General features: G+C 67.6%; 23 protein-coding genes. 19 read left to right on the top strand and 4 right to left on the bottom strand.

From position 1 onward, the window contains the following. Positions 1-19 precede the first annotated feature (19 nt). The 8 genes from JI752_RS06685 to JI752_RS06650 all read left to right on the top strand — a co-directional run bounded on the left by JI752_RS06685 (position 20) and on the right by JI752_RS06650 (position 9,263). Positions 20-2,944 carry a TonB-dependent receptor gene (locus JI752_RS06685; protein ID WP_216961016.1) on the top strand — a complete coding sequence of 975 codons (2,925 nt, stop codon included), beginning with the start codon at positions 20-22 and terminating at the stop codon, positions 2,942-2,944. Positions 2,945-3,065: 121 nt separating this feature from the next. Beyond that, complete coding sequence (locus tag JI752_RS06680; protein ID WP_216961013.1) at positions 3,066-4,544, top strand: MFS transporter; 1,479 nt, start codon at positions 3,066-3,068, stop codon at positions 4,542-4,544. Between the two features lie 38 nt (positions 4,545-4,582). Next, positions 4,583-5,608, top strand: a complete 1,026-nt coding sequence (locus tag JI752_RS06675) for a glycoside hydrolase family 43 protein (RefSeq protein ID WP_216961011.1) — start codon at positions 4,583-4,585, stop codon at positions 5,606-5,608. 7 nt (positions 5,609-5,615) lie between these two features. Further along, positions 5,616-6,410, top strand: a complete 795-nt coding sequence (locus tag JI752_RS06670) for an aldose epimerase (protein ID WP_254200209.1) — start codon at positions 5,616-5,618, stop codon at positions 6,408-6,410. A gap of 103 nt (positions 6,411-6,513) precedes the next feature. Then, entirely contained in the window at positions 6,514-7,368 is an 855-nt protein-coding gene (gene motA / locus JI752_RS06665; protein ID WP_216961006.1) for a flagellar motor stator protein MotA, read from the top strand. A 1-nt stretch (position 7,369) separates the two neighbouring features. Further along, a complete protein-coding gene (gene motB, locus JI752_RS06660; protein WP_216961001.1) occupies positions 7,370-8,344 on the top strand; it encodes a flagellar motor protein MotB in 975 nt (324 codons plus the stop codon). Positions 8,345-8,423: 79 nt separating this feature from the next. Beyond that, the gene (locus JI752_RS06655) at positions 8,424-8,906 is read left to right on the top strand and encodes a hypothetical protein (protein ID WP_216960998.1); all 483 of its coding nucleotides are present in this window, start codon (positions 8,424-8,426) and stop codon (positions 8,904-8,906) included. Between the two features lie 147 nt (positions 8,907-9,053). Further along, positions 9,054-9,263, top strand: a complete 210-nt coding sequence (locus JI752_RS06650) for a dodecin (protein WP_216960996.1) — start codon at positions 9,054-9,056, stop codon at positions 9,261-9,263. Between the two features lie 61 nt (positions 9,264-9,324). Here JI752_RS06650 and JI752_RS06645 read toward each other — a convergent pair whose 3' ends face one another. Continuing rightward, positions 9,325-10,098, bottom strand: coding sequence for a response regulator transcription factor (locus JI752_RS06645; RefSeq protein ID WP_216960994.1), 774 nt, complete (start codon positions 10,096-10,098; stop codon positions 9,325-9,327). 311 nt (positions 10,099-10,409) lie between these two features. Between JI752_RS06645 and JI752_RS06640 the strand changes: the two genes are divergently transcribed. The 7 genes from JI752_RS06640 to JI752_RS06610 all read left to right on the top strand — a co-directional run bounded on the left by JI752_RS06640 (position 10,410) and on the right by JI752_RS06610 (position 14,390). Then, the gene (locus JI752_RS06640; RefSeq protein ID WP_216961910.1) at positions 10,410-10,625 is read left to right on the top strand and encodes a hypothetical protein; all 216 of its coding nucleotides are present in this window, start codon (positions 10,410-10,412) and stop codon (positions 10,623-10,625) included. 45 nt (positions 10,626-10,670) lie between these two features. Beyond that, positions 10,671-11,225 (top strand): DUF4166 domain-containing protein, encoded by a 555-nt coding sequence (locus JI752_RS06635; RefSeq protein WP_216960991.1) that lies wholly within the window; start codon positions 10,671-10,673, stop codon positions 11,223-11,225. A 92-nt stretch (positions 11,226-11,317) separates the two neighbouring features. Then, entirely contained in the window at positions 11,318-11,839 is a 522-nt protein-coding gene (locus JI752_RS06630) for a lipocalin family protein (protein ID WP_254200439.1), read from the top strand. A gap of 76 nt (positions 11,840-11,915) precedes the next feature. Next, positions 11,916-12,332: a hypothetical protein gene (locus JI752_RS06625; protein WP_216960985.1), complete on the top strand. Its 417-nt coding sequence runs from the start codon at positions 11,916-11,918 to the stop codon at positions 12,330-12,332. Between the two features lie 85 nt (positions 12,333-12,417). Then, a complete protein-coding gene (locus JI752_RS06620; RefSeq protein WP_216960983.1) occupies positions 12,418-12,828 on the top strand; it encodes a hypothetical protein in 411 nt (136 codons plus the stop codon). Positions 12,829-12,942: 114 nt separating this feature from the next. After that, positions 12,943-13,848, top strand: coding sequence for a phosphogluconate dehydrogenase (NAD(+)-dependent, decarboxylating) (gnd, locus tag JI752_RS06615; protein ID WP_216960980.1), 906 nt, complete (start codon positions 12,943-12,945; stop codon positions 13,846-13,848). Between the two features lie 104 nt (positions 13,849-13,952). Next, complete coding sequence (locus tag JI752_RS06610) at positions 13,953-14,390, top strand: hypothetical protein (protein ID WP_216960978.1); 438 nt, start codon at positions 13,953-13,955, stop codon at positions 14,388-14,390. Between the two features lie 18 nt (positions 14,391-14,408). On the opposite strand, the gene JI752_RS06605 is transcribed toward JI752_RS06610, so the two are convergent. Continuing rightward, a complete protein-coding gene (locus JI752_RS06605; RefSeq protein ID WP_216960975.1) occupies positions 14,409-15,104 on the bottom strand; it encodes a hypothetical protein in 696 nt (231 codons plus the stop codon). A gap of 180 nt (positions 15,105-15,284) precedes the next feature. Here JI752_RS06605 and JI752_RS06600 point away from each other — a divergent pair, with 180 nt between their 5' ends. Next, on the top strand, positions 15,285-15,794 hold the full coding sequence (locus JI752_RS06600) for a DUF1993 domain-containing protein (protein WP_216960972.1): 510 nt from the start codon (positions 15,285-15,287) through the stop codon (positions 15,792-15,794). Between the two features lie 100 nt (positions 15,795-15,894). After that, positions 15,895-16,659, top strand: coding sequence for an N-acetylmuramoyl-L-alanine amidase (locus tag JI752_RS06595; protein ID WP_216960968.1), 765 nt, complete (start codon positions 15,895-15,897; stop codon positions 16,657-16,659). A 3-nt stretch (positions 16,660-16,662) separates the two neighbouring features. On the opposite strand, the gene JI752_RS06590 is transcribed toward JI752_RS06595, so the two are convergent. Both JI752_RS06590 and JI752_RS06585 read right to left on the bottom strand, forming a co-directional pair. Then, positions 16,663-17,943 (bottom strand): APC family permease, encoded by a 1,281-nt coding sequence (locus tag JI752_RS06590; protein WP_216960966.1) that lies wholly within the window; start codon positions 17,941-17,943, stop codon positions 16,663-16,665. A 135-nt stretch (positions 17,944-18,078) separates the two neighbouring features. Then, positions 18,079-18,612 (bottom strand): outer membrane beta-barrel protein, encoded by a 534-nt coding sequence (locus JI752_RS06585; protein ID WP_216960962.1) that lies wholly within the window; start codon positions 18,610-18,612, stop codon positions 18,079-18,081. Between the two features lie 362 nt (positions 18,613-18,974). Between JI752_RS06585 and JI752_RS06580 the strand changes: the two genes are divergently transcribed. Continuing rightward, complete coding sequence (locus tag JI752_RS06580; RefSeq protein WP_216960959.1) at positions 18,975-19,298, top strand: hypothetical protein; 324 nt, start codon at positions 18,975-18,977, stop codon at positions 19,296-19,298. 288 nt (positions 19,299-19,586) lie between these two features. Further along, on the top strand, positions 19,587-20,351 hold the full coding sequence (fnr, locus tag JI752_RS06575) for a fumarate/nitrate reduction transcriptional regulator Fnr (RefSeq protein ID WP_216960957.1): 765 nt from the start codon (positions 19,587-19,589) through the stop codon (positions 20,349-20,351). Positions 20,352-20,375: the final 24 nt, after the last annotated feature.

Raw genomic sequence — 20,375 nt, 5'->3', positions numbered from 1 at the left:
AAATCGGGAGGGGAGTACGGTGCAACACCAGGTGAAGAAGTCGACGTTGTCGCATGCGCTGAGCGTGGCGCTGCTGGGCATGATCAGCAGCACGGCGTTCGCGCAGGCACAAACGGAGCAAGCGGCGGCGCAGCCCGCCACCGAACAAGCGCAGGCGTCGCCATCGGCGTCGAGCGAGCAGGTCACCGAGCTGGACCGCGTGGTCACCACCGGTTTCCGCCAGAGCCTTGAGTATTCGACGCAGGCCAAGCGCGATTCCACCGGCTTCACCGATTCGATCTTCGCCGAGGACCTCGGCAAGTTCCCGGACGTGAACATCGCCGAGTCGCTGGCCCGCATCCCGGGCATCCAGCTCAACCGCGACGTCAACGGCGAAGGTCTGAACGTCGCCATCCGCGGCCTGCCCAACAGCTTCACCAAGACCACCATCAACGGTGCGTCGGTCGCCACGGCCTCGATCGGCCTGGATTCGACCAACCAGAACCGCGAAGTCGACCTGAACCTGTTCCCGACCGAATTCTTCAGCCAGATCAAGGTCTACAAGTCCCCGACGGCGGCGTTGACCGAAGGCGGCGCGGCGGGCGTGATCGACATGCGCAACGTGCGCCCGTTCGACCGTCCGGATTCGCAGCTGACCTACATCCTGCAGGCCGACTACAACGACATCGCCGAGGAAGCCAGCCCGCGCGGCACGGTGATCGGCAGCTGGCTCAACGAGGACAAGACCTTCGGCGTGCTGGCCGGCGTGACCTCCGCGCGCGGCAAGCTGGGCGTGGAAGGTTATGAAACGGTGGGCTGGACCAACCCGAACCTGACCAACGCGCAGTGCGGCAATGCCGCCGCGGCGACGGCACCGGGCGCCTTCCCCGCGCTGGGTCAGCCCTGCAATCTGACGGGTGGTAACGGCTGGCGCATTCCTGACTCTGTCGCCACGACTCCCTACACGACCGCCGCCGGCCTTGCGGGCCAGACCTTCAACGCACAGTGGCTGCGCGATCACAACCCGGGCCTGACCACGCAGCAGATCGGCGAAGCGCTGATCCCGCGCCTGGGCCGCCCGGTGCACATGTCCGGCGACCGCGACCGCGATTCGTTCCTCGGCTCGGTGCAGTGGCGCCCGGCCGACTGGGCCGACATGTACATGGATGTCCTGTACACGAAGGCCGAGCGCAGCAACGACCGCATCGACATGAACCTCATCGGCCGCAACGGCGCGATGATCCCGATGAACATGCAGCTGGACGCGAACAACGTCGTCACCAGCGCCACGTTCGCCAACGCGCAGTTCTTCCTCGAGGCCCGTCCGTACAACGAGGAAGTGCAGTACTGGCAGGTCACCCCGGGCGGCACGTTCTACTTCGCCGACGACGTCAAGCTCGACGTGGCGGGCAGCTACAGCCGCAGCTGGATGCGCCGCGACTCGCCGACGATCCTGTTCAACTCGCCGTTCACCACGATCCAGTACACCAACAACGGCGACATCCCGACCTGGACCACCGATCTCGACCTGAACGACCCGAACGCCGGCTGGACCTGGACCGGCGGCCGCGTCTGGGCGCAGAACGAAAAGCGCGTGACCGAGACGAAGGGTTTGAACGCCAGCCTGCAGCTGGGCGACGACCGCAACAACGTCGTCTTCGGCCTGGCCTGGGACCAGAACTACCGCACCATCGTCGGCTTCGGCGACACCGGCACCAGCTGGCAGCCGTATGCGCTGTCGCAGGTGCCGACCTCGGCGCTCCCGGGTTACATCACGCCGGGTCCGTTCGGCTTCGTGTCGGTGGATTTCGACCGCTTCATGGCGGACACGAACTACGCCTTCTATCGCGACAACGCACCTGAATCCAGCGGCGCCAACACCGGTGCGCCCACCGGTGGCTTCGACGAGGCCAACACCGCCGCCTTCATCATGGTCAACGGCGAGTCGGAGGTCTGGCACCGCACGATGCGCTTCAACCTCGGCATGCGCTATGCGCAGACCGACCAGGACATCACCGGTCCTGTGACCATCAACGGCGTGCGCAACTACCGGACGCTGACCGGCGATTACGCCGAGTGGCTGCCGTCGTTCAGTGCGGCGTGGGACGTGGCCGATAACGTCGTGCTGCGCACCTCGGCTTCGCGCACCATGACGCGGCCGAACCCGAGCTCGATGCTGCCGTCGACCACGTTCACGGATCAGGGTGCCCAGATTGCGAACCAGGGCAATCCGGATCTGACGCCGTACATCTCGACCAACTTCGACATCGGCGGCGAGTGGTACACCGGTGGCGAAGGCTTCGTCGGCGTGACGCTGTTCAACAAGCGCATCGAGGGCTACACCTTCCAGGGCGTGACCACCCGGCCGTTCACCAGCCTGGAGATTCCGTTCGAAAGCCTGACCGAAGCACAGCAGATCGCCATCAACAACCGCGGCGGTCCGAACGTGGCGACCGTGAACGTGCAGCAGCAGGTCAACGCCGATGCCGAGCTGGAGATCCGCGGCATCGAACTGATCTGGGTGCAGCCGTTGAACTTCGTGTTCGAAGGCCTGGGCTTCATGGCCAACTTCTCGAAGCTCAACATCGACACGATCGGCAAGGATTCCAGCGCGCTGGCCGGCAACGTCTACGGCGTCTCGCCGAAGATGTGGAACGCCACCACCTACTGGGAGAACGACGTCGCCTCGGTGCGCCTGTCGTACAACTGGCAGGAAGGCGCGGTAGGCACGGGTCCGAACCAGCAGGGCATTCCGTTCGCGCAGCTCTACGGCGAAGACCGCGGCCAGCTCGACCTGTCCTCCAGCTACACGCTGAAGGGCATCAAGTCCGAGCCGCAGATCTTCTTCAACGTGCTCAACATCACCGGCGAGGAACGCCGTTCGTTCTTCGCCTACGACAATGCGGTCAACGACATGTACGACCCGGGCACCACGTACACCATCGGCGTCCGCGGCACGTTCTGATCAGTCGCACAACATGATCCAACAGCGGTAACCTGCGGCCCGTTCCGGTGGAAACACCGGGCGGGCCGCGCTACTTCGGCCCCGCCGCGGCGGGGCCCTCGAATTCGAACGCCAGGGGCACATGAACAACACTTCCGAAACGTTGTCTGTCACCGAGAAGGTCGGCTACAGCCTCGGCGACCTCGCCGCGAACCTGATCTTCCAGACGCTGGTGACGTTCCTTGCGTTCTTCTACACCGACGTCTACCGCATTCCCGCGGCGACGGCGGCCACCATCATCTTCATCGGCGGCATGCTCGGCGCATTCGTGTTCACGCCGATCATCGGCATCGCGGCCGACCGCACCAACACGCGCTGGGGCAAGTTCCGGCCGTGGATCCTGTGGACGGCGATCCCGTTCGGTGTGTTCTCGCTGCTGGCCTTCAGCACGCCCGATCTCGCACCGGGCGCGAAGGTCGCCTACGCGATGGGCACCTACACGCTGCTGGTGCTGATCTACGCGGCCAACAACCTGCCGTACTCGGCGCTCAGCGGCGTGCTCACCGGGTCCATGGCGCAGCGCAACAGCCTGTCGTCGTACCGCTTCGTCGCGGTGATGGTCGCGCAGTTCGTCATCCAGGCGCTGCTGCTGCCGCTGGTGCTGATCCTCGGCGACGGCGACAAGGTGCGCGGCTTCCACAACACGATGATGCTGTTCGCCGTCGTCGGCACCGTGTTCTTCCTGATCACCTTCTTCACCACGAAGGAGCGCATCGTCCCGGCGCCGGAGCAGAAGTCCAGCGTGCGCCAGGACCTGACCGACCTCGCGCGCAACCGGCCGTGGGTGGTGATGCTGATGCTGACCATCCTGGTGTTCATGACGCTCGCGCTGAAGGGCGGCATGTACGTGTACTACTTCAAGTACTACCTGAGCGAGCCGCACCTGGCGGCGTTCCTCGAACAGGTCGGCTTCAACGGCTTCATCGCCGGCTTGAACTCGGTGCTCACCGGCGTCGGCCTGACCGAGTTCCAGTGGCCCAAGGACGCGCCGACCTCCGCGCTGAGCCTGTTCAATGCCGGCGGCATCATCTTCATGATCATCGGCATCGGCTTCTCCAAGCGTCTGGCCGACCGCTTCGGCAAGCGCGACGTCTTCGGCGGCGCGCTGCTGGTCTCCACGCTGTTCATGCTGGCGTTCTTCGTGTTTCCGCCGCAGGCGACGTGGGTGGTGTTCACCTCGCAGATCCTGCACGGCTTCTTCTACGGCATCACCATTCCGCTGTTGTGGGCGATGATCGCGGACGTGGCCGACTACTCCGAATGGAAGAACCACCGTCGCGCCACCGCCATCATCTTCTCGGCGATGCTGTGCGGACTGAAGATCGGCCTCAGCGTCGGCGGCGCCTCGGTGGCGGGCATCCTCGCCTACTACGGCTACAACGCGGACGCAGCGGCACAGGCGCCGCAGACCGTGGACGGCATCCGCCTGGCGGTCAGCCTCTACGCCTCGCTGCCGTTCCTGCTGTGCGTGGCGCTGCTGTTCCTTTACGAAATCAACAAGCCGATGGAATCGCGCATCGAACAGGAACTCACCGCGCGCCGTGCCGGCGCGGTGTCCTGATCCGCACCCGACCTCCACGCAACGCACCGGAGACCCCCATGTCCGACGCATCGCAGCAACCGGAAACCGACGACCTGCAGGCACTCGCCGCCAGGGCGATCTCGCAGCCGCTGGTCACGCACATCTACACGGCCGATCCGTCGGCGCACGTCTTCGAGGGCAAGCTGTACATCTACCCCTCGCACGACATCGACGCGGGCATTCCCTTCGACGACGACGGCTCGCACTTCGGCATGGAGGACTACCACGTCCTGCGCATGGATTCGCCCGATGGCATCGCGGTGGACTGCGGCGTCGCGCTGCACGTCAAGGACGTGAAGTGGGCGCAGCGGCAGATGTGGGCGCCCGATGCGGCGACGAAGGACGGCAGGTACTACCTGTACTTCCCGGCCAAGCGCGCCGACGGCGTCTTCCAGATCGGCGTGGCGGTGGGCGATCGGCCGGAAGGGCCGTTCGTGCCGGAGCCGGAGGCGATCGGCGGCAGTTACTCGATCGACCCGGCGGTGTTCACCGATGCCGACGGCGAAAGCTACATGTACTTCGGTGGCCTCTGGGGCGGGCAGTTGCAGAAGTACCGCGACAACGCCTACAACGCGACGCACGAGGAGCCGGGCGACTCCGAAGCCGCGCTCGGCCCGAAGGTCGCGCGCCTGAGCGCCGACATGAAGGAGTTCGCCGAGGCGCCGCGCGAAGTGCTCATCCTCGACGGGAACGGCGAGCCGCTGCGCGCCGGCGACCACGACCGCCGTTTCTTCGAGGCCTCGTGGTTGCACAAGTTCGGCGGCAAGTACTACTTCTCGTACTCCACCGGCAACACGCATTTCCTGTGCTATGCGACGGGCGACAGTCCGTACGGACCGTTCACCTATCAGGGCCGCATCCTGTCGCCGGTGGTGGGCTGGACCACGCATCACTCGATCGCGCAGTTCAACGGGCAGTGGTACCTGTTCTATCACGACTCCATTCTTTCCGGCGGCGTGACGCACCTGCGTTCGGTGAAGGTCGCTCCGCTGCATCACGAGGCCGACGGGCGCATCCGCACGATCGATCCCTATGGCGCCTGATGCGGCGATGGAACGACTTGCGCCGGGCCCGCTGATCACGCTGGCCCGAGGCGCGGTATCGGTGGACATCGCGCCGCAAGCGGGCGGGCGCATCGCGCAGATCCGCCTCGACGGTGTCGAACAGCTTGCCGGCTACCGCGACGACAACGCGGCGATGATCGCGTGGGGTTCGTACCCGATGGTGCCGTGGGCCGGGCGCGTGCGGCAGGGCGAATTCGCGTTCGAGGGCGAACCGCGCCGGCTCGCGATCAACCTGGGGCGACACGCGATCCACGGTGTCGGCTTCGCGCTGCCCTGGCGCGTGGATGCGCAATCGCAGCACCACGTCGAACTGTCGCTGGCGTTGCCGCAGGACGAACGCTGGCCGTTCGGCGGTATCTGCCGGCAGCGAATCGAAGTCGAAGAAGGCAGTGTGCGCATGACGCTGTCGGTAACCGCCGGTGCGCACGCCTTGCCGGCGGAACTGGGCTGGCATCCTTGGTTCCTCAAGCCGGAACGGCTGGAGTTCACGCCGAGCCAGTGGTATCCGCGCGACGCGGACGGCATGGCGACGCGTCCGCTCGCGCCACCTCCGCCGGGCCCGTGGGACGACTGCTTCCTCAACGACGCACCCGCGGTGCTGCATCGCGACGGTCGCCGCATCACGCTGACCTCCGACTGCGTGCACTGGGTCGTCTACGACATGCCCGAGCGCACGACCTGCGTGGAGCCGCAGAGCGGTCCGCCCGATGCGTTCAACCTGGAGCCGCGCACGCTGGCGCCGGGGCAGACGCTGGAGCGCTGGTTCCGCATTGCGTTCTGACGACTGAAGCCCTTCTCCCGCAAGCGGGAGAGGGGAGCATCAGTGCGGAACTCAATCTTCCGCGAACCGTGCCGTTAACCCTTCTGGGGTTTCGGGGCGTCCAATGTTCATCATCATCGGTTTCATCGTCGTGCTCGGCAGCGTGCTGGGCGGTTACGTGCTGGCGCACGGAAAGCTCGGTGCGCTGTGGCAGCCCTACGAACTGCTGATCATCGGCGGCGCAGCGTTCGGCGCGTTCCTGGTCGCCAATCCGATCAAGGTGGTGAAGGCCTGTGCCGCGGGCGTGCCGCGCCTGCTCAAGGGCACGCATTACAAGAAGAGCGACTACGTCGACATCCTCGCCATGCTCTACGACGTGCTGATGAAGGCGCGCCGCGAAGGCATGATGGGCATCGAGCGCGACGTCGACGATCCCGCCGCCAGCGAGTTGTTCGGGAAGTACCCGAAACTGCAGGCCGACAAACGCCTGATGGAATTCACCACCGACTGCCTGCGCCTGATGGTCAGCGGCAACTTCGAGCCGCACGAGCTCGAACAGGTGCTCGACATCGAGCTGGAAACGCACACCAAGGAAGCCAGCGAGCCGGCGCACGCGTTGCAGGTGCTGGCCGATTCGCTGCCGGGTTTCGGCATCGTCGCGGCGGTGCTGGGCATCGTGATCACGATGGCCTCCATCGGCGGCGAAGCGGCGGAGATCGGCAAGCACGTCGCCGGTGCCCTGGTCGGGACGTTCCTGGGCATCCTGCTGGGCTACGGTTTCGTCGGCCCGCTCGCGGCGGCGATGCAGCACCACGCGCACGAAGAAGCCAAGGCCTTCGAGATCATCAAGATGGCGCTGGTGTCGAGCCTGCGCGGCTATTCGCCGAGCGTGGCGGTGGAGTTCGCGCGCAAGCTGCTGTTCTCCGACACGCGCCCGGCCTTCGCCGACCTGGACGCGCACCTGCGCGCAAAGCGCTGACATGAGCGCCAAGCCGCGCCCGCTGGTCATCCTGCGACCCGTCAAGCGCGTGGCCGCGGGGCATCACGGCGGCGCGTGGAAAGTGGCCTACGCCGACTTCGTCACCGCGATGATGGCGTTCTTCCTGGTGATGTGGCTGGTCGGCATCGCCGACAAGCAGCAGCGCGCCGCGATTTCCGAGTACTTCAAGAATCCCAGCGCCGTCGTCGGCAAATCGCTCAAGCCTGCGCCGGGCGCCAACGGGCCGGGCGGCGCGGCCGATCGCCTGATTCCCACCACCAGCGTCGTCGCCGTCGCCGGCGGACACGGCGCCGAATTCGGCGCGCGCGAGCCGATGAAGCTGACGCCGCAGCAAGCCAAGGCGGCCGCACGCGCGGAGGAACAGCGCCGGCTGGACGCGCTCAAGCGCGCGCTGGAAGAGGCGGTGGAACGCAGCCAGGCGCTGGCGCCGTTCAAGGACCAGCTGATGATCGACCTGACGCCCGAGGGGCTGCGCATCCAGATCGTCGATCGCCAGAACCGGCCGATGTTCGACACCGCCAGCGCACGTCTGAAGGACTACGCGCACACGCTGCTGGGCGAGATGGGCGGACTGCTCAACGACGGCCACCATCGCATCGCGCTCAGCGGCCACACCGACGAGGTGCCGTTCCACCGCATCGGCGGCTACGGCAACTGGGAGCTGTCGGCCGAACGCGCCAACGCCGCGCGCCGCGCGCTGGTGGAGGGCGGGCTGGAAGAAGGCCGCATCTCGCGCGTGGTCGGCCTGGCCGCGTCGGTGCCGTTCGACAAGACCCAGCCGAACGCGCCGATCAACCGCCGCATCAGCATCGTCGTGCTGAACCCCGAGGCCGAGAACGTGCCGCCGGCCGACAGCCTCCCGGGCACGGGCGCGCCGGCGCCGGGCGCCTTGCCCCAGGTCGCCCCGATCAGCGTTGCCCAGGCCTCGGCGTCCGAAGTTCACGGAAGCGGCTGATACCTCTTCCTTTGCACTGGACGGCGGAAACCCTTGCCGGTACGGTCGTGGACTTTCGACCAGGGCAAGGGGTAAGGGAATGCTCAAGACCGTCGTTTTCATGCTGGCGCTCGCGGTGTCCGCGACGCTTCCGATCGCGTCCGCCAACGATGTCCATCCGAACCTGGACGCCAACGCGATCCTCACCCAGCAGCGCCAGATCCGCACCGAGGTCGAGCAGCGCAACGGCCGCTACAAGGACCTTCCCGCGGCCGAGCGCGAATCCCTGCTGCGCGAGCAGGACAAGGTGTTCACCTTGCTGCGCGACCGTGCCGCCATCACCGACCTGCCCGAGTCGGACCGCATCGTCGTGTTCAATTCGCTGGAATCGATCTCGGCCATCGTCAATCGCGCGCCGGAAGAGAAGCTGGTCTGCGAGCGCACGCGCAAGGTCGGCAGCAACCGCACCGAGACCGTGTGCATGACGGCCGCCGAACGTGCCGCCCGCCGCGACGCCGCCTCCAAGATGGCCGACCGCAACGCCGCGTGCATGCGTTCCGGTGACAGCTGCGTGGGGTTCTGAGGGACGGTCATCCCCGCGCAGACGGGAATGACGGCTTCGTGGGGGCGTCTGGGGCGACCCCCAAACCGCAATCGCATCACATGGCCCGGGACGGGCAGGGGACTATGATCGGGCGGCATGCCCGACACCCCCACCGGAGACCCGACCATGAGCGAGCACGTCTACAAGCACCTGGAGCTGACCGGTTCGTCGAAGACCAGCACCGACGACGCGATCCGCAAGGCGATCGAACGCGCCTCGCAGACGGTGCGCAACATCAAGTGGTTCTGCGTGCAGGACGTGCGCGGCCACGTCGAGGATGGAAAGGTCGCGCACTGGCAGGTGACGATCAAGGTCGGCTTCACCCTCGACGAATGACGTGCCGATGCACGAAGGCCGCCCGCAGGCGGCCTTCGCGTCGCATCGCAATCAAGCCCCGTCAATGCAGGCCGACCACCGCAGGCGGTGCCGCGAAGCGATTCTGCGCGGCGACGGTCGGCGCGACCTCGTGCACTTCCGTGCCGGACAGATCGGCGATCTTGTAGCCAGCGGTCTGCATGGTGTGCAGCAGCGGGTTGTCGAACGGCCGGTCGATGCTCTTGCGCAGGTTGTAGAGGTGGCTGCGCAGCGTGTCCGAATCGGGCGACTCGCCCTTCCAGATCTCGCGCTCGATCTCCTGCCGCGACACCACGCGCGGCGATTCGCGCATCAGGATGCTCAGCAGCTGGAAGCCCGTCGGCGACAGGCGCAGTTCCAGCCCGGCGCGGTGCACGGTCATCGCTTCCGGGTCGAGCACCAGATCGGCCACACGCAGCGCACCGCCGCCCATGGCCTTGCGCCCACGGCGGATCAGCACCGCGATGCGCGCCTCCAGTTCCTGAATGGCGAAGGGCTTGGTCAGGTAGTCGTCCGCGCCGGCTTCCAGCCCGGTGACCTTGTCGTCGAGCGTGTCGCGCGCGGTGAGCATCAGCACCGGCGTGGAGCGGCGCTGCTCGGAACGGATGCGCCGGCACACGTCCAGGCCGTCCAGGCGCGGCAGCGTGCGGTCCAGGATGATCGCGTCGTAGGTGTTCTCGGCCGTCAGGCGCAGCGCGTCGGCGCCATCGCGTGCGAAATCGACTTCGTAGCCGCGGCCCTCTAGGAACTCGCCGACCATTTCCGCGATGGCCATGTGGTCTTCGACGATGAGGATGAGTCCGCCGTTGTTCTTCATGATGCCTCCGATAGGTGCGTGAAGGCTGCGAATCCGGCCGTGAAAACGACGTGAGCGGTGGCTGTATGCGAGGGATGGAGGCTCGCGGTGTCGCGGCCGGCCCCGTTGCTCCCGGAAAGGCTCGATCGTCATTCCCGCCTTCGCGGGAATGACGGACTGTTTTTTCGCCACTGCGCGATCGATCGCCTGACCGAGCCCCGTCGTCGCCCGAGCCTTGAATCCCATTCAATACAGCCTTGCCGAACCGTCGCTTTTTCAAGGCATGCCCGCGCACTAACGTGGACGCACATCGAACGACAGGGAGTCTTGCCATGAACCTCTATTCCGGATTGCTGTTCCTGCACGGCCATGTTGCCGACGCCGACCTGGCGCGCTCGCTGGCCGGGGTCGAAGAGCCGGTGCCGCGCAAGGAAGAACGCGACACCGCGCGCGTGGAATGCGGTGACGGCCCGCGCCGTCGCTCCAGTTTCCACAACCATGCGGTGTCTTTCGTGTGCGGCACCACGGCGCTGTCGCCATTCCGTTGAACCCGGCCGCAAGGCACACTGGCGCCCTCACGGGGAGGGCGCCGGATGCATGCGGTCGAACGCTGGTTCGCGGACGGTTTTCAACGACTGCATCCGCGACTGCGCGAACTGCACCGCCACGGCGGTGAGCTGGAAGGCCTGATCCGCATCGAGTACGGACGCGCCGCCGCCGGTTGGCTGGGGCGACGCATCGCACGCCGCATGGGCCTGCCGCCGGGACGCGATACCGCACGTCTGCGCGTGCGAATCGCCTCGGATGCGGACGTGCTGCACTGGCACCGCGTCTTCGACGACGCAGACGAAATGCCATCGACCTTCGTGCCCGTCGGCGGCTGGCCGTCGGGCTACTGGCGCGAAACGCTCGGCCCGATGCAACTGGCGCTGGCCGTGGAAACGAAGGACGGCGGATGGCAATGGCGCCTGTGCGCGGCCTGGTGGAACGGCATGCGCGTGCCGCTGGCGCTGCTGCCGCGCGTCGCGGCGGGAAAACGCAGCGATCCGGGTGAAGGCTACGTGTTCGATGTGCGCGTCACGCTGCCGGGGTTGGGGTTGCTGTTCGCGTATTCGGGTCGGTTGAAGTCGCGTTCACTCACGCATTGACCGCTCACGCCAAAACGACGCAGGCGCGGTGAACCTGCGGGTCCACGCAACGAGGACCCGCCATGCCGCGATTTCCGATCACTGCCTTGCCGATGCTCGCGCTGCTGGCGGCATTCGTGCTGCCGTGTCGCGCGCAGGAACAGGTGAACGCGCCGGTCGCGCAGCTCGACCTGCAGCGTTACAGCGGGCAGTGGCACGAGATCGCACACCTGCCGATGTTCTTCCAGCGCCAGTGCGTGGGGGACATCACCGCGACCTACACGCCCAACGCGGACGGCACGGTCGGCGTGCGCAATGCCTGCCGCACCGAGGACGGCACGACCGATGTGTCCGAAGGCATCGCCCGGCCGGTGGAGGGCAAGCCCGGCGCGCTGGAGGTGCGCTTCGCGCCGGAGTGGCTGGCCTGGCTGCCGATGGTCTGGGCGGACTACTGGGTGGTGGACCTGGACCCCGAGTACCGCTGGGCGGTGGTCGGCGGCCCGGACCGGGAGTACCTGTGGATCCTCTCGCGCACGCCGGAGATGAACCGTGCGCTGTTCCAGCGGCTCAAGGCCAGCGCGGCCATGAAAGGCTATAACCTGCGGGAACTGAAGGTCATGGCGCCGCTGCGCTGACCGGTGCGGCCATCGCCTCCGCATCGGCGACGCGATCGGCCTAGAATGCGCGCCCAGGGAGCGTTCGAACCGAGTCATGTCACGTAATTCCAAGGCCAAGCGCACAGCGCGCATCAAGAAGGAGCCCGGCCGGCCCATCCGCCGCCTGGGCGGAGCGCTGCAGCCGCACGCGCAGTTGCTCGATGCCGACGACGCATCCATTGGCGGCGTGGCCTGGCGCGACGGCGAGTGGCTGCTGGTCCTGGGTGGGCAGATCGCAGCACGCAGCGACAGCGCCGCGATGGCATTGGCGATGCTCAAGCATGTCGTCGCCCTGCAGGCACGCACGGGGCGCGAACTCCGCCTGGAAGCCTCGCCGCCGCTGCTGCACGCCGCGGGTCGCGAGGCTGCGGCGGCCGGACAGACGCTGGAGGAGTACCTGGCGGCACTGGAGCAGGAGCGCCTGGAGCGCGATTCGTTGGCGCCGGTGCAGGCGCCGTCCCTGCCGCATTGAACGCGTCCGCAGCTCCGTAACGCGCGTGGCCGAGGCCGCGCGTTCGCCGCGTTGATCCGGACACCGGACCCAACGGAGCGGTGACATGCGCATCCCGACCCTCGGCATCGCGTTGCTGACCTGCCTGGCCGCCGCCTCCGCATCGGCGCAGGACCTGCGGCCGGAGTCGCTGAAGCAATACGGCGGAACGTTCTCGCCGGCCTGCGGCGACCCGTCCGCGCCGCGCGTGCGCATCGCCGCCGACGGACTGGAGATCGCCCACGGCGCACGCAAGCTGCGCACGCGCGTGACCATGGACTCCTACACCAGCTTCGGCGCCGCCCCGACCTCGCCGGTGCCGGAGGGCTACCGCGTCGAATTCATCGGCGACGACTTTTCGCTCTACGTGTTCGAAGACGCCAAGGGGCAGTTCGTCCCGCTGCAGGACTACGTGCCGGCCGCGGCGCCCGTGGTCGGCGCGCAGGCGATGAAGGCGCGCTTCGGACGCTGCCCTTAGCGCGGCACGGCATTCACGTCCCCTTCGCGCGCCTGCATCGAGGGATGAAGTGCGCGCGCGCATGGGCCATCCTGTCGGCCTCGCGGCGGCCCCACCGCCGGAATCGGAGGCGACATGGAACTGGGCATGATCGGACTGGGCCGCATGGGCGCGAACATGGCGCAGCGGCTCGTGCAGCATGGGCATCGTGTGGTCGGATTCGACCCGGGCGTGCAGGCGCGCGAACGCGCCGCCCAGGCCGGCATCGAACCGGTGGAGTCGCTCGCCGCGATGATCGATGCGCTCGCCGCGCCGCGCGCGGTGTGGATGATGGTGCCGGCGGGCGATCCGGTGGATCGCACCATCGCCGATCTGCTGCCGCAGCTCGCGCCGGGCGATGCGCTCATCGACGGCGGCAACTCGTTCTACAAGGACACACTGCGCCGTTCGTCGATGCTGGCCGAACACGGCATCGCCTACATCGACTGCGGCACCAGCGGCGGCGTGTGGGGATTGAGCGAAGGCTACAGCCTGATGATCGGTGGCGAAGAAACCGCGGTGGAACGCCTGCGCCCGCTGTTCGAAGCGCTGGCTCCGGCGCCGGATCGCGGCTGGGGGCGCGTCGGGCCGAGCGGTGCGGGCCATTTCACCAAGATGGTTCACAACGGCATCGAGTACGGAATGATGCAGGCCTACGCCGAAGGCTTCGCGATCATGCAGAAGCGCACGGACTTCGCGCTCGACCTGGCGCAGATCGCGCAGATCTGGCGCCACGGCAGCGTCGTGCGTTCCTGGTTGCTGGACCTGAGCGCGAATGCGCTGGAACGCAACCCCACGCTGGACGGTATCGCGCCCTTCGTGGCCGATTCGGGCGAGGGGCGCTGGACGGTGGCCGAGGCGATCGAACTGGACGTATCGGCCCCTGTGATCACGTTGTCGCTGCTGGAGCGGTTGCGTTCGCGCGAGGACGATTCCTTCGCCGACAAGCTGCTCGCGGCGATGCGCGGGGAATTCGGCGGGCACGCGATCCGCAAGGAGTGATCGCGCGCTACGCCGGGCTCCGTCCGTCGGCGTGCGCCATGCCGCAGCGCCGCATGGCCCTACGCTTTCGCCGGACCCTCACGCCATACGACCGGAGATCGACCATGAGCACCGCCATTTCGTCCCCGCGCCCCGTGACGTACTGGATCGTCGCCGCCCTGGCGCTGCTGTGGAACCTGCTGGGCGTGCTGATGTTCTGCATGCAACTGGCGGCGACGCCGGGGCAGATCGCGATGATGCCGCCGGAGCAGCGCCTCATCCTCGAATCGACGCCGTCCTGGTTGCAGGCCGCTTACGGCGTGGCGGTGTTCGGCGGCGTGCTCGGCGCGATCGGGCTGCTGATGAGCAGGCGCTGGGCGGCGACCTTCTTCCTGTTGTCGCTGCTGGGTCTGATCGTGCAGATCGTCGGCACGTTCACGGTGACGCCTGCATGGGCCGCGCTTGGACCGGCGGGGCTGATCATGCCGATCCTGCTGTTGCTGATCGCGCTGTTCCTGCTGTCGTACGCGCGACGTGCCGCGGCGCGCGGCTGGCTGCGCTGAGCGATCGCGCGTTTGCCGTCAGGGTGCGCCGGGTGACGTGCCCGGCGTGCCGCGCAATGTGCGCGCCTGCGCACGCATGCGCTCGGTGAGGTCCGGGCTGGCGATGCAGCCCGCATCGGTGTACGCGTCGATGGCCCGTGCGTGCGCCGTGCGGTACTGGGCGGATGCACGTGCGAACACCGCGCGCTGTTTCGCCGCACTCAGCGCCCGCGCAAGTCCGGCGCAGCGCAGGCCCTGCGCGTAGGCGCTCGCGCCATCGGTGCGGATGACGAACACCTGCGGCTGCGATGGCAGGTACGACACCTGGAACTCCACACCGGGCTGCGGAAACAGGTAGCCCTCGCCCGGCGCGGGGTGAAGTGGCAACGAAAAGCCGTCGAAGCGCGCTTCGACCGTGCTGCCGTTGACGGCGCGGATCAGCGCGTCGTAGCGCTTCACGGGCTGGCCGTTCATGCGACTGCGGGTGTCGTGCACGGCCACGATCGTGCCGGTGCCGTGCTCGCCGTGCGCGTCCAGCAGCCGCCCCAGCAGGCGTTGACCGAAGAACATGTTGCCGAACGCGAAGGCCACGATCAGCACCGCGACCGCACTCCACGCCGCAGTCCGCCGCTTCTTCGCGAGCACGATGGCCGGCAGCGCCAGGCCCATCATCACCATCATCACCGCGATCTTGTGCGCCACGGCGAAGTGCAGCGCGACGATCAGTGCATCCATGTCGGTCCCCCCGGGCCGGCTCGGTTGGTCGACAGCATAGGGCAAGGGTGCCGAGGGGAATCGCGCACTGCGTCCGGTTCCGCATTGGCCCGCGTGCGGGACGGCGCTTCCCTCCGCGCCGGACTAATCGAGCGCAATGCATGACGGTAGGCTGGACGCCCCCCTACAGGAACTGCGCGCATGGCGATTTCCACCCATCAGATCATCGTCCCCACCGTGCAACGCGCGCTGCGCAACCTGCGCCATGTGCTGGAGGTCGGGCAGGCGCACGCGCGCCAGAAAGGCATCGCCGACGACGCATTGCTGCAATCGCGCCTGATCGACGACATGGCGCCGCTGGTGCGCAACGTGCAGATGGCCACCGACACCGCGAAGAACGGCATCGCGCGCATGGCCGGCGTGGAAGCGCTGAAGTTCGAAGACGACGAGACGAGCTTCGAGCAGCTGTATGCGCGCATCGAGCGTGCGATCGACTACATCGGCACGTTCACCGCCGAACAGGTCGATGCCGGCGAGACGCGCACCATCACGCTCAGCACGCGCAGCGGAGGCGATCGTCATTTCGAAGGCGCGGCCTACCTGAGCGAGTTCATGCTTCCGAACTTCTTCTTCCACTGCACCACCTCCTACGCGATCCTGCGCAAGGCCGGCGTGCCGCTGGGCAAGACGGATTTCCTCTGGCCCAAGTGAGCGCCCGAACACAGCGTGCGATGCGGTGTGGAACAATGCGAAGCGTCGCGAAGCTCCGGCACGGTGCCGGCGCGATGTCCGCCGGCAAGGGAAGCTCCGCATGAAGGCCCATCGCATCGCCGTTGTCTGCACCGTCGCGCTCACGCTCGTCGCCTGCGCCACGACGCCCGCGCCCGAGCGCAATCCGCTGGCGGCGTGGCGTCCTTCGCCCAACCACAACCCGCGCAGCGCGCAGATGATCGTGCTGCACCAGACCGAAATGGAGAGCGCGGAAGCGGCGTTGCTGACCTTGCAGACGCGCAACTCGGGCGGACGCGTGAGTGCGCACTACCTCATCGGCGACGACGGTCGGCTGTACCAGCTCGTCGCCGAACGCGAGCGCGCGTGGCATGCGGGCGCCTCGCGCTGGGGCGGCGTGGCCGACCTCAATTCCGGTTCGATCGGCATCGAGCTGGACAACGACGGCGTCGAGCCCTTCAGCGATGCGCAGATCGCCGCGCTGTTGCGGCTGCTCGATGACATCACCGGTCGACTGGATATCCCGCGCCACCTGGTGATCGGTCACGGCGACATCGCGCCGACACGCAAGCGCGATCCCAGCGCGCTGTTTCCCTGGCAGCGGCTCGCGCAGGCCGGGTACGGTCTGTGGCCGCGCGCGAATCCGGCACCGGCGCCGATCGGTTTCGATCCGTGGGCGGCGATGCGTCTGGTTGGCTACGACCTGCGCGATCCGGAAGCCGCGCTGCGCGCCTTCCATCGCCACTATCGCGGCAACGAGGAAGGGCAGTGGCTGCCGGGCGATGCGGAAATCCTGTTCGACCTGCAAGTTCAGCTGATGCAGATGCCGGACACGCCGGCGCCGTGAGGATCAGCGGCGCAGCCGGTAGATGACCGCGCCGATCACCAGCGCGATCGCCGCCGCGATGAGGTTGGCGACCTGCGCGCTGGCGAGCAGCCCGATGCTCAGTGCGATCGCCGCCAGCGGAATCAGTGGCCCACCCGGCAGACGCAGCGCGCCGTCGCGGTCGCCGTGGCGGTGACGCAGCACGAGCACTGAACCTGCAGTGCCCAGGTACGTGCACAGGCGCGAGACCACCGACAGCAGGGCCAGCTGCACGAACGAGCCCGACAGCGCCAGCGCCAGCGAGATCACGCCGATCAGCACGATCGCCGTCACCGGCGTGCGGAAGCGCGGGTGGATTGCGCCGAGCCAGCGCGGCCCGTAGCCGTCCTGCGCAAGCGCGAGCAGGTAGCGCGGCGCCATCAGCACGGTGTTGCTGCTCGTGCCCAGGATCGAGATGCTCGCGCCCACCGTCATCAGCAACGCCAGGCCTTCGCCGCTGAAGCGCGAGGCCGCCTCGGCCAGCGGCGTGGACGATCCGGCCAGCGCGGGCAGCGTGCCCAGCGCGACCCACTGCACGCTCACGTAGACCAGCGTGACGGTGGCGATCATCGTCAGCAGGGCGAACGGAACGTCGCGGCGCGGATTGCGGTATTCGCCGGCAGCTGCAGGCAGGTTCTCGAAACCGGCGTAGGCGAACAGCAACAGCAGCGCCGCTTCGCCCAGGGAACGCACCGACAGCGGTGCGCCTGCCGGTGCGGCGAGTGAGGCGTCCACGTGGAAGGCGCCGATCGCGACGAACAACACCAGCGGCACGAGCTTTCCGATCGCCAGGAGTACGCCGGCATTCGCCGCCGCGCGCACGCCGATTATGTTGATCGCCACCAACAGGCCGAGCGAGCCGGCGACGATCGATACGCGCGCCCAGCCCGTGTCGGCCGCCGGCCAGAAATGTGTGACTGCTTCGGCCAGGCCATTGGCGAGCGCGGCGGCGGTGGCGATGCGCGTCAGCAACAGCATCCAGCCGACTTCGAACCCCACGAACGGGCCGAACGCCTCGCGTGCATACAGGTAGCCGCCGCCGGGGCCGTCGAAATAGCTCGCCGCCTGCGCGTAGCACAGCACCAGCAGGCTCACCGCGAAGCCGGCGAGCAGCACGGCCCACAGGCTTGCCGGCCCGAGCAGTGCCGCCGCGGCGGCGGGCAGGAGGTAGATGCCGCTGCCGATGACGTCGTTGATCGAGAGGCCGACGATCTGCCATCGACTGACGGCGCGCAGCGTGCCGGGCGACGTGTCTGACTGCTCCAAGGGCGTTCCCGTGGTCGGCCAGTGCCGAGAGTGCCCGTCCCGCGGCGCCGGCGCCAGTCTCCCTTGCAACCTCGATCAGCAAAAAGGCCGCCGGTTCTCACCGGCGGCCTTGGTCGTATGCAGACGCGTCCTGACTCAGAAGTCGTAACGGACCTGCAACTGGGCCAGGTCCAGATCGGTGTCTTCGATCTCGAAGCGGCTGTACTCGCCGCGCAGCGCGACGTGGTCGGTGAAGCGGTACTGCACGCCCAGGCCGTAGGTCGGATCGGTGCCGCTGTCGTCGCTATTGCCGACGACGGACGGAATCGCCGTGTCCAGGTCCCAGCGCTGGATGCCCGCCTTGGCGTAGGCGGAGAACTTGTCGGTGATCGGCAACGTGCCGACGGCGGTCAGGTAGACCGAGCTGGCTTCCAGTTCCGGGCCCGCGCCGCGCGGCTCGAGCTTGCCGAAATCGGCGTAGCCGCCTTCAAGTCCGAAATAGCGGTTGAACTGATAACCGCCGAAGACCGAGAACGCGGTGTCTTCATCGTCGTAGGCACCTTCGTCCACGAAGGACTGGCCCACGCCTGCACCGGCGTAAAAGCCCTTGTCGGCGGCCTGCGCGCCAAAGGCGGCGGCGCTGGCGATGACGGCGACGAGGGCAGTGGACAGCAGCTTGTTCTTCTTCATTGCGAATGGACTCCTGCATCGGGGCGCCGCGAAGGGGGGAGGGAGCGGCGGTTCCGTGCGACGGGCCCTGGCGGAATGCCTGGACGGCCGTCGCTGCACGGAGGAGATGGGAGTTCCATGCGCGGAACAAAGGCCGGAATCGGGGGATGCTCTGTCCCGCGACTGGAACTTTCCGGCGCGGGACGCGCGTGGGCGCGATCGCGCGGTGCGGCTTTACCCAATCTGGCGCTTGGCGTGAAGGCGCGTCGCGTGGTGATGCGCGCTCCTAAGATCGAACGCCGTGCCGCGCGGGGAGCGTCGTGCGCGTGGCAAGCAATTCCCGCCCGATGCGGGGCCCACATCATCAAACAGGGAAGGCACTCATGAAGACATGCATGCTGGCGTTGGCCGTATTGGCAAGCCTGTGCGCGACGCCCGCCATGGCGCGCGAATCCACCGCCGCGACGGCGCCTGCGCAGGAGCAGGCGAAGCCGCAGGAAAGCCAGGTCGCCAAGGCCGACGAAGAGCGCCTGATCTGCGAGCGCGTGAAATCCACCGGCAGCCACAAGGTCGAACGCGTGTGCAAGACCGCCAAGCAACGCGCTGAAGAACGCGAGAGCGCGAAGACGCGGGCCGGCCAGCAGGCGACCGATCGCATGATGCAGACGCGCAGCATCTGCGCGAGCCCGCAGTGCGCAGGCCAGTGACGCCATTGGCCGCATTCCCGTCATAAGCAGAATTCGCAGCGCACGGGGTTAAGCGCGCGTGCATGGCCGGACTCCGGGCGCGCTGGCATTCATCCGGCCGGGCGCACAGTCGGGTCGCGGTCGGCACCGATGTTCGGTGGCGTCCGGCGAGCCCCGCGAGAGGGCGGAACCTTCGGGTGTGTGGCGCGAAAGGCGGCTTCGGCCGCCTTTCGCTTTTCAGGGCGATCGACGGCCAAAGTCCGGGTTGGAGCGCGGCCGCGGCGTTGCGCATGCGACAATACGGCCACCATGAACGAAGCCTCCGCCCTTGATCTGGCCCGCCTGCGCCGCAGTTGCTCGCAGTGTTCGCTGCAGCAGCTCTGCCTTCCGGCGGGCATCACCGGGCCGGAACTGGAGCGCCTGGACGACATCGTCCGCCGCCGTCGCGCCATCGGCCGCGGCGAGCGCTTGTTCCGCATCGGCGATCCGCTTGCATCGGTGTACGTGGCGCGCGACGGTGCGTTCAAGACGGTCAGCGTGACGGAGGACGGTGAGGAACAGGTGCTGGGCTTCCACTTGCCGGGCGAACTGATCGGCCTGGATGCGTTGGGCGGCGGCGCGCACCGATGCGAGGCGATCGCACTGGGCGAGGCCAACGTGTGCGAAGTGCCGTTCGACCAGCTCACCGAGATCGCGGCGCAACTGCCCGGCCTGCAGCAGCAGCTGCTGCGCGTGATCGGCCACAGCCTCAACCGCGATCACGACCACATGGGCATGCTGGTGCGGCGGCAGGCGAACGAACGCATCGCGTTGTTCCTGCATGGCCTGACCGAGCGTTTCCGCCAGATCGGACAGTCGCCGACCGCATTCAAGTTGCCGATGAGCCGCGAGGATGTGGCGCGTTATCTCGGCCTCGCGCTGGAAACCGTCAGCCGCGGTTTCACGCGTTTGCAGGAAGACGAAGTGATCCTGGTGCACGGCCGGCGCGTGGAGATTCTCGACGTCGAAGAGCTGACGCGCCTTGCGCACGGTGCCGAAGCGGACAACGCATCGCGCGCGCGTCGCGCACGCTGAGCCCGCTCTCTCAGGCGATCCCGT

It is taken from the genome of Lysobacter sp. MMG2 (assembly GCF_016735495.2).
Lineage (GTDB): Bacteria > Pseudomonadota > Gammaproteobacteria > Xanthomonadales > Xanthomonadaceae > Lysobacter_J.
This window is presented reverse-complemented; position numbering and strand designations above follow the sequence as displayed.

Bases quoted from the DNA above. Each gene is read 5' to 3' on its own strand.
- JI752_RS06630 (WP_254200439.1), top strand. From the start codon at position 11,318: ATGCTCGCGCTGCTGGCGGCATTCGTGCTGCCGTGTCGCGCGCAGGAA.
- JI752_RS06585 (WP_216960962.1), bottom strand. From the start codon at position 18,612: ATGAAGAAGAACAAGCTGCTGTCCACTGCCCTCGTCGCCGTCATCGCC.
- JI752_RS06645 (WP_216960994.1), bottom strand. From the start codon at position 10,098: ATGAAGAACAACGGCGGACTCATCCTCATCGTCGAAGACCACATGGCC.
- JI752_RS06580 (WP_216960959.1), top strand. From the start codon at position 18,975: ATGAAGACATGCATGCTGGCGTTGGCCGTATTGGCAAGCCTGTGCGCG.
- gnd (WP_216960980.1), top strand. From the start codon at position 12,943: ATGGAACTGGGCATGATCGGACTGGGCCGCATGGGCGCGAACATGGCG.
- JI752_RS06625 (WP_216960985.1), top strand. From the start codon at position 11,916: ATGTCACGTAATTCCAAGGCCAAGCGCACAGCGCGCATCAAGAAGGAG.
- motB (WP_216961001.1), top strand. From the start codon at position 7,370: ATGAGCGCCAAGCCGCGCCCGCTGGTCATCCTGCGACCCGTCAAGCGC.
- JI752_RS06655 (WP_216960998.1), top strand. From the start codon at position 8,424: ATGCTCAAGACCGTCGTTTTCATGCTGGCGCTCGCGGTGTCCGCGACG.
- JI752_RS06675 (WP_216961011.1), top strand. From the start codon at position 4,583: ATGTCCGACGCATCGCAGCAACCGGAAACCGACGACCTGCAGGCACTC.
- motA (WP_216961006.1), top strand. From the start codon at position 6,514: ATGTTCATCATCATCGGTTTCATCGTCGTGCTCGGCAGCGTGCTGGGC.
- JI752_RS06620 (WP_216960983.1), top strand. From the start codon at position 12,418: ATGCGCATCCCGACCCTCGGCATCGCGTTGCTGACCTGCCTGGCCGCC.
- fnr (WP_216960957.1), top strand. From the start codon at position 19,587: ATGAACGAAGCCTCCGCCCTTGATCTGGCCCGCCTGCGCCGCAGTTGC.
- JI752_RS06635 (WP_216960991.1), top strand. From the start codon at position 10,671: ATGCATGCGGTCGAACGCTGGTTCGCGGACGGTTTTCAACGACTGCAT.
- JI752_RS06600 (WP_216960972.1), top strand. From the start codon at position 15,285: ATGGCGATTTCCACCCATCAGATCATCGTCCCCACCGTGCAACGCGCG.
- JI752_RS06680 (WP_216961013.1), top strand. From the start codon at position 3,066: ATGAACAACACTTCCGAAACGTTGTCTGTCACCGAGAAGGTCGGCTAC.
- JI752_RS06605 (WP_216960975.1), bottom strand. From the start codon at position 15,104: ATGGATGCACTGATCGTCGCGCTGCACTTCGCCGTGGCGCACAAGATC.
- JI752_RS06640 (WP_216961910.1), top strand. From the start codon at position 10,410: ATGAACCTCTATTCCGGATTGCTGTTCCTGCACGGCCATGTTGCCGAC.
- JI752_RS06670 (WP_254200209.1), top strand. From the start codon at position 5,616: ATGGAACGACTTGCGCCGGGCCCGCTGATCACGCTGGCCCGAGGCGCG.
- JI752_RS06595 (WP_216960968.1), top strand. From the start codon at position 15,895: ATGAAGGCCCATCGCATCGCCGTTGTCTGCACCGTCGCGCTCACGCTC.
- JI752_RS06610 (WP_216960978.1), top strand. From the start codon at position 13,953: ATGAGCACCGCCATTTCGTCCCCGCGCCCCGTGACGTACTGGATCGTC.
- JI752_RS06650 (WP_216960996.1), top strand. From the start codon at position 9,054: ATGAGCGAGCACGTCTACAAGCACCTGGAGCTGACCGGTTCGTCGAAG.